At 52.4% G+C, this 13,432-nt stretch carries 12 protein-coding genes; 7 read left to right on the top strand and 5 right to left on the bottom strand.

Annotation, left to right across the window (positions count from 1 at the left end; genetic code table 11):
* Positions 1 to 48 precede the first annotated feature (48 nt).
* Both Q4E40_RS05365 and Q4E40_RS05360 read right to left on the bottom strand, forming a co-directional pair.
* On the bottom strand, positions 49 to 3,003 hold the full coding sequence (locus Q4E40_RS05365) for a glycosyltransferase family 117 protein (RefSeq protein WP_303410511.1): 2,955 nt from the start codon (positions 3,001 to 3,003) through the stop codon (positions 49 to 51).
* Positions 3,004 to 3,131: 128 nt separating this feature from the next.
* Positions 3,132 to 3,692, bottom strand: coding sequence for a T9SS type A sorting domain-containing protein (locus Q4E40_RS05360; RefSeq protein ID WP_303410509.1), 561 nt, complete (start codon positions 3,690 to 3,692; stop codon positions 3,132 to 3,134).
* A gap of 821 nt (positions 3,693 to 4,513) precedes the next feature.
* Here Q4E40_RS05360 and Q4E40_RS05355 point away from each other — a divergent pair.
* Positions 4,514 to 5,107 (top strand): YceI family protein, encoded by a 594-nt coding sequence (locus Q4E40_RS05355; RefSeq protein ID WP_303410508.1) that lies wholly within the window; start codon positions 4,514 to 4,516, stop codon positions 5,105 to 5,107.
* On the opposite strand, the gene Q4E40_RS05350 is transcribed toward Q4E40_RS05355, so the two are convergent.
* On the bottom strand, positions 5,100 to 5,849 hold the full coding sequence (locus Q4E40_RS05350; RefSeq protein ID WP_303410507.1) for a biotin--[acetyl-CoA-carboxylase] ligase: 750 nt from the start codon (positions 5,847 to 5,849) through the stop codon (positions 5,100 to 5,102). The genes Q4E40_RS05355 and Q4E40_RS05350 overlap by 8 nt on opposite strands.
* Before the next feature lie 49 nt (positions 5,850 to 5,898).
* Here Q4E40_RS05350 and rsfS point away from each other — a divergent pair, with 49 nt between their 5' ends.
* From rsfS to Q4E40_RS05325, 5 genes are all read left to right on the top strand, one after another.
* Positions 5,899 to 6,273 carry a ribosome silencing factor gene (gene rsfS / locus Q4E40_RS05345; protein WP_303410505.1) on the top strand — a complete coding sequence of 125 codons (375 nt, stop codon included), beginning with the start codon at positions 5,899 to 5,901 and terminating at the stop codon, positions 6,271 to 6,273.
* 68 nt (positions 6,274 to 6,341) lie between these two features.
* Positions 6,342 to 8,477 (top strand): ATP-dependent zinc metalloprotease FtsH, encoded by a 2,136-nt coding sequence (gene ftsH / locus Q4E40_RS05340; protein ID WP_303410504.1) that lies wholly within the window; start codon positions 6,342 to 6,344, stop codon positions 8,475 to 8,477.
* Between the two features lie 12 nt (positions 8,478 to 8,489).
* Entirely contained in the window at positions 8,490 to 9,140 is a 651-nt protein-coding gene (locus Q4E40_RS05335) for a LutC/YkgG family protein (RefSeq protein ID WP_303410503.1), read from the top strand.
* The gene (locus Q4E40_RS05330; protein WP_303410501.1) at positions 9,124 to 9,894 is read left to right on the top strand and encodes a UDP-2,3-diacylglucosamine diphosphatase; all 771 of its coding nucleotides are present in this window, start codon (positions 9,124 to 9,126) and stop codon (positions 9,892 to 9,894) included. The genes Q4E40_RS05335 and Q4E40_RS05330 overlap by 17 nt, the downstream gene beginning before the upstream one ends.
* The gene (locus Q4E40_RS05325; protein WP_303410500.1) at positions 9,857 to 10,723 is read left to right on the top strand and encodes a hypothetical protein; all 867 of its coding nucleotides are present in this window, start codon (positions 9,857 to 9,859) and stop codon (positions 10,721 to 10,723) included. The genes Q4E40_RS05330 and Q4E40_RS05325 overlap by 38 nt, the downstream gene beginning before the upstream one ends.
* Here the strand turns inward: Q4E40_RS05325 and Q4E40_RS05320 are convergent.
* Positions 10,720 to 11,049, bottom strand: coding sequence for a DMT family transporter (locus Q4E40_RS05320; protein WP_303410499.1), 330 nt, complete (start codon positions 11,047 to 11,049; stop codon positions 10,720 to 10,722). The genes Q4E40_RS05325 and Q4E40_RS05320 overlap by 4 nt on opposite strands.
* A gap of 86 nt (positions 11,050 to 11,135) precedes the next feature.
* Positions 11,136 to 12,011, bottom strand: a complete 876-nt coding sequence (locus Q4E40_RS05315; RefSeq protein WP_303410498.1) for a GNAT family N-acetyltransferase — start codon at positions 12,009 to 12,011, stop codon at positions 11,136 to 11,138.
* A 156-nt stretch (positions 12,012 to 12,167) separates the two neighbouring features.
* Between Q4E40_RS05315 and Q4E40_RS05310 the strand changes: the two genes are divergently transcribed.
* Positions 12,168 to 13,331, top strand: a complete 1,164-nt coding sequence (locus tag Q4E40_RS05310) for a zinc-dependent alcohol dehydrogenase (protein WP_303410497.1) — start codon at positions 12,168 to 12,170, stop codon at positions 13,329 to 13,331.
* Positions 13,332 to 13,432 lie beyond the last annotated feature (101 nt).

Below are 13,432 nucleotides of genomic sequence, written 5' to 3'. Positions count from 1 at the left end.
AACACACAAACGGGTTCGGCTTTTGTACTGTTTAACTCTCTATTTTGTTTAACGCCGCATGCGCTGCAGATATTGCACAAACACATCCTGCAGTTCTTTTGCTTTCTGCTCTTCGCCGATGGCCTGCGCCTCGCCTATTAGCTGCTGCATGATGAACAGGTTGGTTTGTATCTCCATATCGAACAGGGCGCCTTTTTCGAGGTAATAGTCCACTGACTCACGTGAGTTTTTGGCCATGTCTTCCCACAGGCTCTTCGCACGCTCCTCTTCCCCTAAGTCCGCCATAATGGAAATAAACTGCGGCGTATAGTAGTCGTAAGGCACAGTGCTTGGCGGCAGCTGCTCAAAGCAGTGGTCCACCAGCTCCTTGGCGCGGGCATTGTCGCCGCTCATCAGGTACTCGGCGGCGAGCTTACCAAACTTGTCGCGGGCATTGGCGGCGAAACGGAAGTAGTTCTCATCGTAGAAGATGCTCGGATCATTGAAGTTGCGGAAGCTGAAGTTCATCATGTTCTTATACATGAGCTCCTTGTTGAGGAAACCTGGCGCTTCCTCGCTGCTCACCTTAACCGGCACTACGCGGTAGGCAAGGCCCTCGAGCTGGAAGTATTCCGACAAGCCCATAAAATCGGCACTGTTCACGGTCGTGGAAAAGTACACCGGACGGTCCCACTCGTTGGTGGCCAACAGGTCGAGTATGATCAGGTGCTTCTTCTCAAGCAGCGACTTGTTGATGGTCCACTGCATACGGCCCGCGATCTGGTCCTGGAAATCTTTGGCGACAAAGCCCGCCTTTGCTACTTTGCCCTGGTCCACATCCAGGAAGAAGTTCTTGGTCGGGAAGCTCAGCAGCGAAGTGCCGCTGCCTGCCTGTACCTGCAGCGCCGGATGGTTCTGACGCACCAGACTGATAAATTGCTTCAGATCTATACCTGCTGCCACCTGCTGCCGCTCTACGTAAGGCAGGTAGTCGTTGGTGCCCTGGCGGTAGTTTTCATTCTCCAGCGTCAGCGGCCATGGATCGGACTCGTAGGCCTGGCGCTTCATCTGGTTGATGTACCAGTCGGTGTTCAGGTAGCTGAGCACGGCCACACGCACATCGGTACGGTAGCCTTCCACCTCCTGCGCATACCACAGCGGGAAGGTATCGTTGTCGCCGTTGGTGAACAGGATGCCGTTTGGCGCTACTGAGTCCAGCAGGTTTTTAGCAGAGTCAACAGAATGGTAGCGGTCAGAGCGGTCGTGGTCGTTCCAGCCTTCGGCGGCCAGTATACCTGGCACTGCCAGACCAATAACGGTGGCGATGGCCCCGCTGGTCGTGACATTGCGCAGGCCACGGTTGAGCAGCTCGGCTATACCCAGCACCCCCAGACCGATCCAGATGGAGAAGGCGTAGAAGGAACCCGCGAAGGTATAGTCGCGCTCGCGCGGCTCTATGGGCGGCTGGTTCAGGTATAGGGCAATGGCTATACCTGTGAAGAAGAAGAGCAGGCCCACAATAAAGGCATCGCGCTCGTTCTTGCGTATCTGGTAGATCAAACCGACGATACCGAAGATAAGCGGCAGCAGGTAGAAGGTGTTGCGCGCCTTGCTGTTGGCCACCCGGTCGGGCACGCCGTCGGTTGGCTTGCCGAACCACAGCACGCCCGCCTGCTGCACGTCACTTTCGCGGCCCACAAAGTTCCAGAGGAAATAGCGCCAGTACATGTGGCCTAACTGGTAGCGGAACAGGAAGCTCAGGTTCTGGCCAAAGGTCGGCGCCTGTCCCTCTTGTAGGTCTATCCATTTTTTATACTCCTGCAGGTGCTGCGGATTGTCGCTGTAAATGCGCGGCAACAGGGTTTTGTCTTTGCTGTCATAAATGGTTTCGAGCTTACGTCCTGCCATCACGTATTTGTCTTTGCCCTTTACATAGCGTGGTGCTCCCTCTTCCTGCGCCACAGGCTGCGCATTGTACTGCGGCCCGTAAAGCAGCGGACGGTCACCGTACTGCTCACGCTTCAGGTATGACACAAAGCTCAGAATGTCCTCCGGGTCGTTTTCGTCGATGGTTGGGTCATAAGATGAGCGGATCGGGATGATCATGTAAGACGAGTAGCCGATCAGGATGAAGGTGAAGCACAGGATGGCAGTGTTCAGCACACGAAGATTGCGCTGGATAGAGTAGCGGATACCGTAGATGATGGCCGCCACCAGCAAAATCACAAAGAATATGATGCCCGAACCGAAAGGCAGGCTCAGTGAGTTGACAAAGAACACCTCCACATTGCCGGCCAGCGACGGCAGGCCAGGAATAATGCCCCACAGAATGGCAACCACGATCACAGCACTGATCAGAAACGCGATCAGGCCGCCTTTCCAGCTTGGTTTGTACAGACGGAAATAGTAGATGAAGGCCAGTGCAGGTATAGCCACCAGGTTCAGCAAGTGCGCCCCGATCGAAAGGCCGATGAGGTAGGCGATCAGAATCAACCACTTGTCGGAGAGCGACTCCCCTACCTTGGACTCCCAGCGCAACATGGCCCAGAATACAATGGCGGTAAAGAAAGACGACATGGCGTATACCTCCGCCTCTACAGCAGAGAACCAGGCTGAGTCTGTAAAGGTATAGGCAAGCGCACCCACGGCACCGGCTCCCATGATTAGCACAGTCTGTCCTTTAGCAGGCGCCACTCCCTCCTCCTTCACCAGCAGGCGGCGCGACAGGATGGTGATGGACCAGAACAGGAACAGCACGGTAAATGAGCTACAAAGGGCGGAGAGCAGGTTCACCCACCAGGCCACCTGGGTCGGGTCACTGGCGAACATGGAGAACATACGGCCTACCAGCAAGTAGAACGGTGCCCCCGGAGGGTGCGGCACTAAGAGCTTGTAAGAACAGGCGATGAATTCGCCCGCGTCCCAAAAACTGGCAGTAGGTTCCAGCGTCAATACATACACGGCGGTCGCGATCAAAAACACGAGCCAGCCTACGAGGTTGTTTATCTTGCGATAATCCGTCATAGCAACTTACAAATATTCAGCGTCGAAAATACTAAATAAATCGGTGTCTGCGCACCTTTGGCGATTTGGCAATAAAAAAAAGCCAGTCTCTCAACTGGCTTTCGCTAATGAACGGGTATAGCTCCCTTTTATTTCTGAAGGATCAAACGCTTCGTTTCCACGGTCTTATCGTTCACGAGCAGGCTGTAAAAGTACACCCCGGCAGGGTATCCTGTCATATCGAGTACGAAAACGTTGGAGTGCGTCACCGGCAGCTCGTGCGTTTCCATCACCTTACCGATCGTGTTCGAGATCTTCAGCTTGTAGTTCTCACTCATACCTACCTGCGACAGCTGCACGCGGGTAATGCCACGCGAAGGGTTCGGGTAGGCATTGATCGAAGGCGTCTGGCGCTCTGGCGCCGGCATAAAGGCCATGTAAGAGTTGATCACAAACCTGGAAGAGCTGGCGTAGGCCGTCTCGGTCAGGTACAGGCTTTTGCTCTTGTTTTTAGTGTAATCCTTAACCCAGGAAGCAGTGCGGGCATTCTCAGCGCGCACGTTGGCTTCGGCTTTCTTTTCAGGAACGGCTTTCCAGGCGGAGCTACCCCCTTCGTTAGCGGAGAGTACGCCGGCCTCCTTTAAGCGGCCATCGGCCGTTACACTGTATGCTGCCAGATGCGAAACCGCAAAGACAGCCGTTATTATCATTTTTGTAAAAGTTCTCATATATCACACCTCGCTTTTCTAAAGGTCCTGGCCACGAGCTGGCAGGCTGTCAAAGATATACCAAAATATAGTAAATAGAAAAAATCTAATTAAAAATACAGGATACTATAGAAATAGCTATACCTGAGATTTTTCATGATTTGGCATCGCAGGGACATTATCAAGAACCATGCCTTTCAATACCCTTTGCACCACCATGACCCCATACCTATACCTGAGGTTGCATCGCATTCAGCAAAATCATCTACATCAGGTCCTGTGTTATGATAATACAAATTGGACTCACCTGTCACAGCTCATACATTTTAAATCCGCCACTATTATTAATATTATACTATCCAAATCTAACTCCCTCACATAACGTTAAGCCGTTATCTTATTTCCGGAATCAAGCAACATAAACCCTAAAGAGGCCTAAAGTACATTTATAAAGATAAAAAGAATCTGATTGAACTATAGGGCTATACATATAAAATGTGCAACTCAGCAGCAGACGCCCCGTTACATCAAAAACAAACGAATCATTGCACTAATTCATTTGTGCCACATCGTATGGCTTAGACCAATAATTTTGAAAAAATAGTTTGAAGCAGCCAGGTTTGGGCTCTGGGTCAAGTCGATCTCCTATACTTGGCGTGCCGGAAAGAAAGAAAAGAACAGATGCGCAAGCAGCGACAGGGGAGGCTAAACAACAAAAACATCCTCAGTGACGGGTTATTTTTAGTAAACGGGCTTAACTATCTCAGCTCAGATTAGTTAAATAAAAAGAAGGAAAGCTGAACAAGAAGAGAAGACAAGAATGTATGAAAAAGCTACTCCTAGTTGTATGCAGCCTTTGCTGGCTACTCCCGCAGGCACAGGCCCAGACAGGCTCCTATAAGGGCATCGGCACTATCGTGTTTGAGGCCGGCGCCCCGCTCAGCCTGATCAAGGGCACCTCCGAGTCCGCCAACGGGCTGGTTGACCTGGAGACTGGCAAATTCAGATTCGATGTTCCCATTACCTCTTTCCAGTTCCTGAATTCGCTCATGCAGGAGCGCTTCAACGACAAGTACATGCAAAGCGGCCGCTTTCAAAAAGCGACCTTTGTAGGCAAGATCACAGAAAAAAGTCCGTTTTCCGCGAAGGGGGAGGCGAAAGTGACCGCTGCAGGTATACTAACCATTCACGGCGTTTCTAAAAAGAGAACGATTACGGGTACGATCGTACAGAAGGGAAACTCCTGGCAACTTATAACTGACTTTCCGGTCAAACTGGCCGATCACCACATCCAGGCACCCAAGCTAAGTTCAGGCTATGGCGCCAGCACCATGCACGTTTCGCTCAAAATGCCGCTTACCCCCACTGAGCCAGAGCCGCAGCAGATTGTGGCCATCAAAAAGTTCAGCTTCAGATAATATAAGCGATTTCTTTGAAAGCGAAGTAGCGCAGCTCGCCCTCCACATCAAGCGCCAGTCTGCCGACTTCATCCACTCCCATAATCCGGCCCTGCACCTGTTCCGAACCAATCTGATACCCATGCGACTCCTGGTAACGGTATAGCGCCTGCAGGTATTCGTACTTTAACTTATCGATTCTTCCGCTGCGTAGCTCCAGGTAGCGTTTTTCGAGCAGTTCGAGTAACCGGTTCACCAATCTTTTCACGTCGAGTTGCGTACCTACCTCGGCTGCCAGCGAAGTGGCCGTGCCGATTCCGAAATGAAGCTGATTTACGTTTAAACCAATCCCCACGATACTGTGTTGTATGGATTGACCGGTAACTGTGTTTTCTATCAGAATCCCGCCAAGCTTCCTGTCCTCGAAGTAAAGGTCGTTGGGCCACTTGACACGGGCCTGCTCCAGCCCCTGTTCGCGCAACAGGTCAAGCACTGCCAGCGAAACAGCCATGTTGAGGTGAAACTGGTGCCTGACAGCCAGAAAAACAGGTGACAGAATTACAGAAAGTGTGATGTTCTTCCCGGGAGCTGCCTCCCACGTGTTGCCCCGCTGGCCGCGACCATGCGTCTGCTCGTCCGTAAGCACCACACAGCCCTCTGTGGCTTCATTTTTGAGGAGTAGCTGCTGGGCTTCGGAGTTGGTGGATGTACAAACCGGCAGAAAAAACAGCTGCTGGCCCATAAACAGCGTATTAGGCACCATACATTGAACAGAATTTAGTACTTTTGTAAATCAAATTTAAGTAGTACAAATGAAAGAAACCAAGGCTGAGGCCAATTCAGACATATTGGCAGAGCTTGTAGTAAAAGGCATGCAGGAAAAGAAAGCCAGCAATATTGTCGTTCTTAACCTGAAGTCACTCAAAAATGCCGTGTCTGATTACTTTGTGATCGCATCCGCATCATCAGACTCGCAGCTTGACGCTATTGCGTCTTCCATAGAAGAGGAAATATTTAAAGCCGTACGCCAGAATCCCTGGCAGAGCGAAGGCCGCACCAACAAGGAGTGGGTGCTGCTGGACTACGTAGACGTAGTGGCGCACGTGTTTCTGAAAGACAAGCGCGAATTCTATGCGCTTGAGGAACTATGGGGTGATGCCGGCATCAAACGTATAGAAGATGCTTAACCCAAAGAAGGAATCCTGAACAAAGAGGGATTCCTTCCTGTATTTCATGTATCTGAAACAACACATTCATGGCTGAAAAGAATAATAAAGGAAATAATAACAAAAAGAAAAAGCCGATGATACCCCAGACGCCCCCACGGCCTACTATGCAGCTGTGGATGCTGGCGGTACTCATCCTACTTATTTTCGGACTCACCTGGCTTAACAAGAGCAACGCCTCTGTAGAAACCACCCAGCAGAACTTTGAAGAGATGCTGCTCAGTAACGATGTGAAGAAACTAACCATCGTGAACGGCAAAATCGTGGAGATATACCTGAAGGATGATGCCCTGAAGAATGAAAAGTACAGCCGCGAGCTGTCAAGCCGCGGCACTCTGGGCAATATGGACCAGGGTCCGCACTACCACTTCACCATCATCACAGCAGAGTCTTTTAAAGAGGACTATGAAAAACTGCAGGAGAACATCCCGCGTGAGAACCGTGTGCCTTACACCATTGAGACCCGCACCGGCTTCGCTGATTTCTTCTTCCAGTGGGGCTTCCTGATCCTGTTGCTGTTTGGTTTCTGGTTCCTGATGCGCCGCGTAACAGCGGGTGGCGCAGGTGGTCAGATCTTCAACATCGGCAAGTCTAAAGCAGCCCTTTTCGACGCTGAGAACAAGGTAAAGATCACGTTTAAGGACGTGGCTGGCCTGGAAGAGGCGAAAGAAGAGATTCAGGAGATTGTGGAGTTCCTCAAGAACCCAAGCAAATTCACGATCCTGGGTGGTAAAATCCCGAAAGGTGCGCTCCTGGTAGGCCCTCCGGGCACGGGTAAGACCTTGCTGGCCAAAGCAGTGGCCGGTGAAGCCGACGTGCCGTTCTTCTCGCTTTCAGGTTCTGACTTTGTGGAGATGTTCGTAGGTGTGGGTGCGGCCCGTGTGCGTGACCTGTTCAAGCAGGCGAAAGCCAAGGCGCCGTGTATCATCTTCATTGACGAGATTGACGCCATTGGCCGTCACCGTAGCCGTGGCGCTACGCCAGGTGGCAACGACGAGCGCGAGAACACACTGAACTCCCTGCTGGTGGAAATGGACGGTTTTGCAACTGACTCGGGTGTCATCATCCTGGCAGCGACCAACCGCCCTGACACCCTGGACTCCGCACTGCTTCGTCCGGGTCGTTTTGACCGTCAGATCAGCATCGACAAGCCGGACATCAACGGCCGTACTGAGATATTTGATGTGCATTTGAAGCCGCTCACTTTGGCTGCTGATGTGGATGCCCGTAAATTGGCAGCCCAGACGCCAGGCTTTGCCGGCGCCGAGATTGCCAACGTGTGTAACGAGGCCGCGCTGATCGCTGCCCGCCGTAACAAGAAGGCAGTTGACCAGCAGGACTTCAACGACGCCATCGACCGTGTGATCGGTGGTCTGGAGAAGAAGAACAAGATCATCTCTCCCGGAGAGAAGAAGATCGTGGCTTACCACGAAGCGGGTCACGCCATTGCAGGTTGGTTCCTGGAGCACGCCGATCCGTTGGTGAAAGTGAGCATTGTTCCACGTGGCGTTGCCGCGCTGGGGTACGCGCAGTACTTACCGAAAGAGCAGTTCCTGTATACCACCGAGCAGCTGATCGACGAAATGTGCATGGCCCTGGGTGGACGTGCCGCCGAGGAGCTGGTATTTGGAAAGATCTCGACAGGCGCTTTGAGTGACCTGGAGCGTATCACCAAAATGGCTTACAGCATCGTGACGATGTATGGTATGAACGCGAAGATTGGTAATGTGTCGTTCTACGACTCGAAGCAGACGGACATGACGTTCAACAAGCCATATTCTGAAGCCACCGCCGAAACCATCGATAACGAGGTACGCAACATCATCGAGACCGCTTATCTCCGCACCAAGCAATTGCTGACGGATAAGGCAAGGGAACTGGAAATAGTGGCGCAGGAGTTGCTGCAGAAAGAAATCCTGTTCCAGAGTGATCTGGAGCGACTGGTTGGCAAACGTCCTTTTGATGAGCTCACGACTTACCAGGCACACACAGCCGGTACGGATCGCAGCAAAACAAAGAGCGAAGTGATCCACGAGCAGCATCCGGTAGAGGTTGGCCAGACAGAGCACCCGGAGCAGAATGGCCAAGGCAGCGTGCCGGGCACACCTATTCAGAACGATGCGCCTGCTAACCCGAACGATACCATTAACAGCAGAACTGCTTGATAAACCCCGAGCATGTACGAAGCAAAATCGAAAGAAATTGTATTAAGAAGAGTAAGAGAGGCGCTGGCTAAGTCAGCGCCTTTTCTGCCTCCCACCCCTGACTTCAGCTCGCCTCTGCATTTGCCACTAGCTGAAGATCAATCCATTGCCTTTGCACAGACTTTTCTCGCCAACAGTGGCCTTTTTGTATACTGCGAAGACGAGGAGGATTTTTTTGACCAGCTTTTCAATCTGAAAAGAGAGCAGCAGATCGAGTTCCTGCACGTTTGGGAGCCCAACCTGCAGAACATCCTCTACCAGGCAGGTATAGATTTCACCTCCACGGAAGAGGATTTCATACAAAAAGCACAGGCCAGCCTCACTACTTGCGAAGCATTGGTGACACGCACCGGCAGTATTCTGGTAAGTTCGGGCAATGCCGGTGGCCGGCGCCTGAGCATCTACCCGGAAACGCACATGGTGGTGGCCAAAGCAAGCCAACTGGTGCCCGACATCAAAGATGGTCTGCAGCGGGTGCGCGACAAGTATAAGGAGAACTTTCCCTCCATGGTATCGTTAGTGAGTGGCCCGAGCCGCACGGCCGATATCGAAAAAACATTGGTAATGGGCGCTCACGGCCCAAAACAGCTCGTACTTTTCCTGATAGATGACCTTCCGAATTGACCAGCTGGCTCCCGGCCAGAAAGTGTATTTCGCCTCTGACTTTCACTTGGGTGTGCCCAACGCCGAGCAGAGCCGCGCCCGCGAGAAAAAGATTGTGCGCTGGCTCGACTCCGTGAAGCACGACGCGGCGGCCATCCTGCTGCTGGGCGACATATTCGATTTTTGGTTCGAGTACCGCCACGCCATACCGAAGGGCTTTATCCGGCTGCAGGGCAAACTGGCCGAACTGACCGATGCAGGTATACCGGTGCTCTTTTTCACGGGAAACCACGACATGTGGATGTTCGACTACTTCCCGGAAGAGCTCAACATTCCCATCATCCGGGAGCCCATCTCGACTAATTTTGGCGGACACAAATTCTACATCGGGCACGGCGATGGCCTGGGTCCGGGCGACCACACTTACAAAGTGCTCAAGAAGGTGTTCAATAACAAAGCCTGTCAGTGGATGTTTGGCTGGCTTCACCCCAACGCAGGTATAGGCATTGCCAACAGGTGGTCACGCAGAAGCCGCATCAGCAACACCAAGGAAGACGAGAAGTTTTTTGGGGAGGAGGAATGGCTGGTGCAGTACTGCAAAGAAGTGGAAAGCGAGCAGCACCACGACTTCTACATATTCGGTCACCGCCACCTGCCCCTCGACATGCCCATTAACGGCGGCAGCCGGTATGTGAACCTCGGAGAATGGGTCAATTTTTGCTCTTACGGCGTATACGATGGCAAAGACCTTAAACTGGAGTATTTTGAACAGTAGGCTATACCTGAGCGCAGTCCTATACCTGCTCCTGGCCGTGCTGGCTATACCTGCATTCGCGCAGCAGCCGGACTCATCGGTTGCGCTCACCTTCAGCCACAGCTTTGCCATCTCCTCTCCGGCTACGGTGTCAGTAGCCCGAAACGGCAGCGTATACCTCATGGACCAGAGCCAGAACCTGTTTGTGATCGACACACTGGGCAAGCCGGTCAACACTTTTTCGCCTCCCAGCCGGGGACGCATCACAGCCGTGGAAGCCTGGAACCCCATGAAAGTCTTTCTCTTTTACGAAGACCGACAGGAGCTCACCCTACTCGACCGTTTTATGCGCCCCATCGCCAACACCCGCCTGACCGACCTGGGCTACATGGGCAACGTACAGGCAGCCACCCTCACCTCCGACGACAGCTTCTGGCTCTTCAACGAATCAGACTTCACGCTCAGCAAGCTGGACCTGCGCTACCAGAAACCCATCATCGAAACCCCGCTCAATCTTATCCTCGACAAAGCCCGCTTTGATGTGCGCTTTATCCGGGAGTATCAGAACATGGTCTACCTGCTCGATTATAACAGCGGCATCTATGTATTCGACAACCTGGGTAACTACAAAAAGAAGCTGCCTTTTGCGGGGGTGACTTACATATCTTTCAAGGGGAATGAGCTATACTTTGTGAAAGACAACGCGCTGCACTTCTTCGATCTGTACAAGCTTCAGGAGCGCACCTTGCCCCTGCCTGCCGACAAGAACTACCTCTCCGCCCTGATCAGCAACAACACGCTATACCTGTTCACCAAAGAGCAGGCCGACGTGTTCCAGCTGAGCCGCTAATTGCTTTCGGCAAAGTACTTCAGTCCCACCACGCCAGCCACGATCATCAGCAGGCACAGTATCCGCATCAGGTCTTTGGGCTCGTTGAGGAAAATCATCCCCAGGATGGCGGTACCCGCGGCGCCTATACCTGTCCAGATGGCATAAGCAGTGCCGAGCGGCAGCGTTTTCATGGCTTGCGCCAGCAGGATAAAGCTCAGAATCATTACGATGACCGTCACAATGCTGATCAAAGGTTTCGAAAAGCCTTCGCTATACTTCAGACCAAAGGCCCATCCAATTTCGCATATACCTGCCAATAGCAGGTAAATCCACGCAGTGTTCATACAATTAAGTTTTGAAGAGCACTGAAGCCCCGGTGATAAAAATTCAGGCTGCAAATTAGGCAGATTAAAGGGGATTGCCATACCTGCTACAGGCGCAGGAGCATTTCGTGCTGTGTGAGAAAGCGGTTGAGATGCATACGCTCTAAAAAAGCAGCCAGGGTGGTGCTTGTATGATCTATGTTGAGCAGCAACAGGGCCGAGGCCGGGGTTTGTTTTATCGCTTCTTTCAGCAGCGCCTTCGCTATACCCTGGTTACGGTTAGCCGGATGCACCCCCAATTGGGCAATAACGCCTGTACGCGGGAGTAAAGCCAGGTAGCCTACCGGTTGTTCTTCTGCATAGGCCTCTAGCACCAGTTTCTGATCGGGGTTTTTGCAAAAAGCCTCTTTGGTGTTTTGCCAGCTCGGCCTTATATCACAAAAATTATCATAGGTTTTCCAGTCTGGCTTGCCAGCCTGCCTGATTTCCGCCACAGGCTCAGACTCTTCGTCTGAAAGCAGCAATTCGCCAACGGGGCTCCGGTAGCAATCCAGCGAACGGCTTACCTCGAAGCCAAGGGAGCGGTATACCTTAAAGGCGGCCACATTGCCCTCGATAACCTCCAGCAAACATTGTTCAATGCCACTTTCGCGCAGCTTGGGTAGCAGGAACGTATAGAGCCGTTGGGTTAACTGATGCCCCCGATGCTCAGGCATCACACCTGTGCCCGCGTTGTAAGCGGTGGGTACGCCCTGCCACTCCCCCAGCCCAGTCATTATGAAGCCCACCAATTGCCCGCCGTAGAAGGCGCCCACACAGAAGGTAGGTTCTACTCCTTCCCGCTTGAACTTCATGGAAAATTCCTCCCTGCTTACTTTGATGGGGATGATGTAGTCGGCAAAAGCCGCCACATAGGTATCGTAGAGCGCGGGAACATCGTGTTCACGCAAAAAGGAGAAAGTATAAGAAGCCTGAGTTTGCATGATGTAAATATTTGAAACACAAGAACTAAACGCAGCCAGCACCAGGGCCAATAACACGGTTCCCGCAATAACCCGCCTTCACTGCTTACGTTAAACTGAAGTACTGAAAAATACAAAAGCTTATAGAAGCTAATACGGAAACCTAAAAAATAAACTATGAAAGCAGCAGTATTCCACAAAATGAAAGACATACAGGTGGAGACCATCGATGACCCCAGCATAGAGGACGCGCGCGACTGTATACTTCGGGTAACCTCCACGGCCATTTGCGGCTCCGACCTGCACATCTACAACGGCATGGTGCCCCAGGGCCGCGACATGGTGATGGGCCACGAGTTCATGGGCATTGTCGAGGAAGTGGGCACAGGCGTGAAAAACCTTAAGAAAGGCGACCGTGTGGTAGTGCCCTTCCCTATTTCCTGCGGCACCTGCCATTACTGCAACATGCAACTTCCCACGCACTGCGAAAATTCCAACCCGGATAACTACGGACCTGAAGGGGAAGTCCCGATGATGAAGGGCGTCGGCGCCGCTTTGTTTGGCTATACCGATATTTACGGCGGCTACAATGGCGGGCAGGCAGAGTACGTGCGCGTGCCTTACGCTGACTACGGTCCACGCAAAGTACAAGATAACCTGACAGACGAGCAGGTGCTTTTCCTGACAGACATCTTCCCGACCGGTTGGGCCGCTATTGACTGGGCGCAGCTGAAAGGAGGTGAGACAGTGGTGGTGTGGGGATGCGGACCGGTAGGCATCATGGCCATGAAATCGGCTTGGCTGCAAGGAGCCAAACGGGTGATTGGCGTGGATATAGAGCACTACCGTCTGGAGATAGCCCGCAAATCAGCCAATGTGGAGGTGATCAATGCTTCAGAAGTGGATGCCGTGCAGGTGATACGCGATATGACCGGGGGCTACGGGGCTGATGTGTGCGTGGATGCCGTAGGTATGGAGGCCGACCGCACCGTGCTGGAAAAAGCCATGAACGTTGTGCAGATGGAAAAAGGCACTATGAAGGTACTCGAGAAATGCATGGACGCCGTACGACGCGCGGGTACTGTGACGGTGGTGGGTGTTTACGGCTCGCCCTACAACAACTTCCCGCTGTACAAGTGGTTCGACAAGGGGCTGACCCTGCGTGGTGGCCAAGCCTGGGTGCACCGCTACATCGATCACCTCATCTCGCTGGTTCAGGAAGGCAAAGTAAAACTCGACGACATCATTACCCACACCGTGCCCCTGGCAGAAGCGTCGCGCATGTACGACATCTTCAACAAAAAAGAAGACAACTGCCTGAAGGTGGTACTAAAACCATAAACTGGAGACCACTCAATTAGAAGACCGGCAGCAGGCCTATACCTTGCTGCCGGTTTTTTTGTTCTAAAAAAGATTTTCAGGTATAAGCTATTGCCGCGGTT

It is taken from the genome of Pontibacter coccineus (assembly GCF_030546575.1).
GTDB classification, from domain to species: domain Bacteria; phylum Bacteroidota; class Bacteroidia; order Cytophagales; family Hymenobacteraceae; genus Pontibacter; species Pontibacter coccineus.
The sequence above is the reverse complement of the archived record's forward strand: the minus strand, read 5'-3'. Positions and strand labels throughout refer to the sequence as shown.

What these genes read in the sequence shown, in the direction of transcription:
- Q4E40_RS05365 (WP_303410511.1), bottom strand. Translation starts at nt 3,003, where the DNA reads ATGACGGATTATCGCAAGATAAACAACCTCGTAGGCTGGCTCGTGTTT.
- Q4E40_RS05360 (WP_303410509.1), bottom strand. Translation starts at nt 3,692, where the DNA reads ATGATAATAACGGCTGTCTTTGCGGTTTCGCATCTGGCAGCATACAGT.
- Q4E40_RS05355 (WP_303410508.1), top strand. Translation starts at nt 4,514, where the DNA reads ATGAAAAAGCTACTCCTAGTTGTATGCAGCCTTTGCTGGCTACTCCCG.
- Q4E40_RS05350 (WP_303410507.1), bottom strand. Translation starts at nt 5,849, where the DNA reads ATGGTGCCTAATACGCTGTTTATGGGCCAGCAGCTGTTTTTTCTGCCG.
- rsfS (WP_303410505.1), top strand. Translation starts at nt 5,899, where the DNA reads ATGAAAGAAACCAAGGCTGAGGCCAATTCAGACATATTGGCAGAGCTT.
- ftsH (WP_303410504.1), top strand. Translation starts at nt 6,342, where the DNA reads ATGGCTGAAAAGAATAATAAAGGAAATAATAACAAAAAGAAAAAGCCG.
- Q4E40_RS05335 (WP_303410503.1), top strand. Translation starts at nt 8,490, where the DNA reads ATGTACGAAGCAAAATCGAAAGAAATTGTATTAAGAAGAGTAAGAGAG.
- Q4E40_RS05330 (WP_303410501.1), top strand. Translation starts at nt 9,124, where the DNA reads ATGACCTTCCGAATTGACCAGCTGGCTCCCGGCCAGAAAGTGTATTTC.
- Q4E40_RS05325 (WP_303410500.1), top strand. Translation starts at nt 9,857, where the DNA reads ATGGCAAAGACCTTAAACTGGAGTATTTTGAACAGTAGGCTATACCTG.
- Q4E40_RS05320 (WP_303410499.1), bottom strand. Translation starts at nt 11,049, where the DNA reads ATGAACACTGCGTGGATTTACCTGCTATTGGCAGGTATATGCGAAATT.
- Q4E40_RS05315 (WP_303410498.1), bottom strand. Translation starts at nt 12,011, where the DNA reads ATGCAAACTCAGGCTTCTTATACTTTCTCCTTTTTGCGTGAACACGAT.
- Q4E40_RS05310 (WP_303410497.1), top strand. Translation starts at nt 12,168, where the DNA reads ATGAAAGCAGCAGTATTCCACAAAATGAAAGACATACAGGTGGAGACC.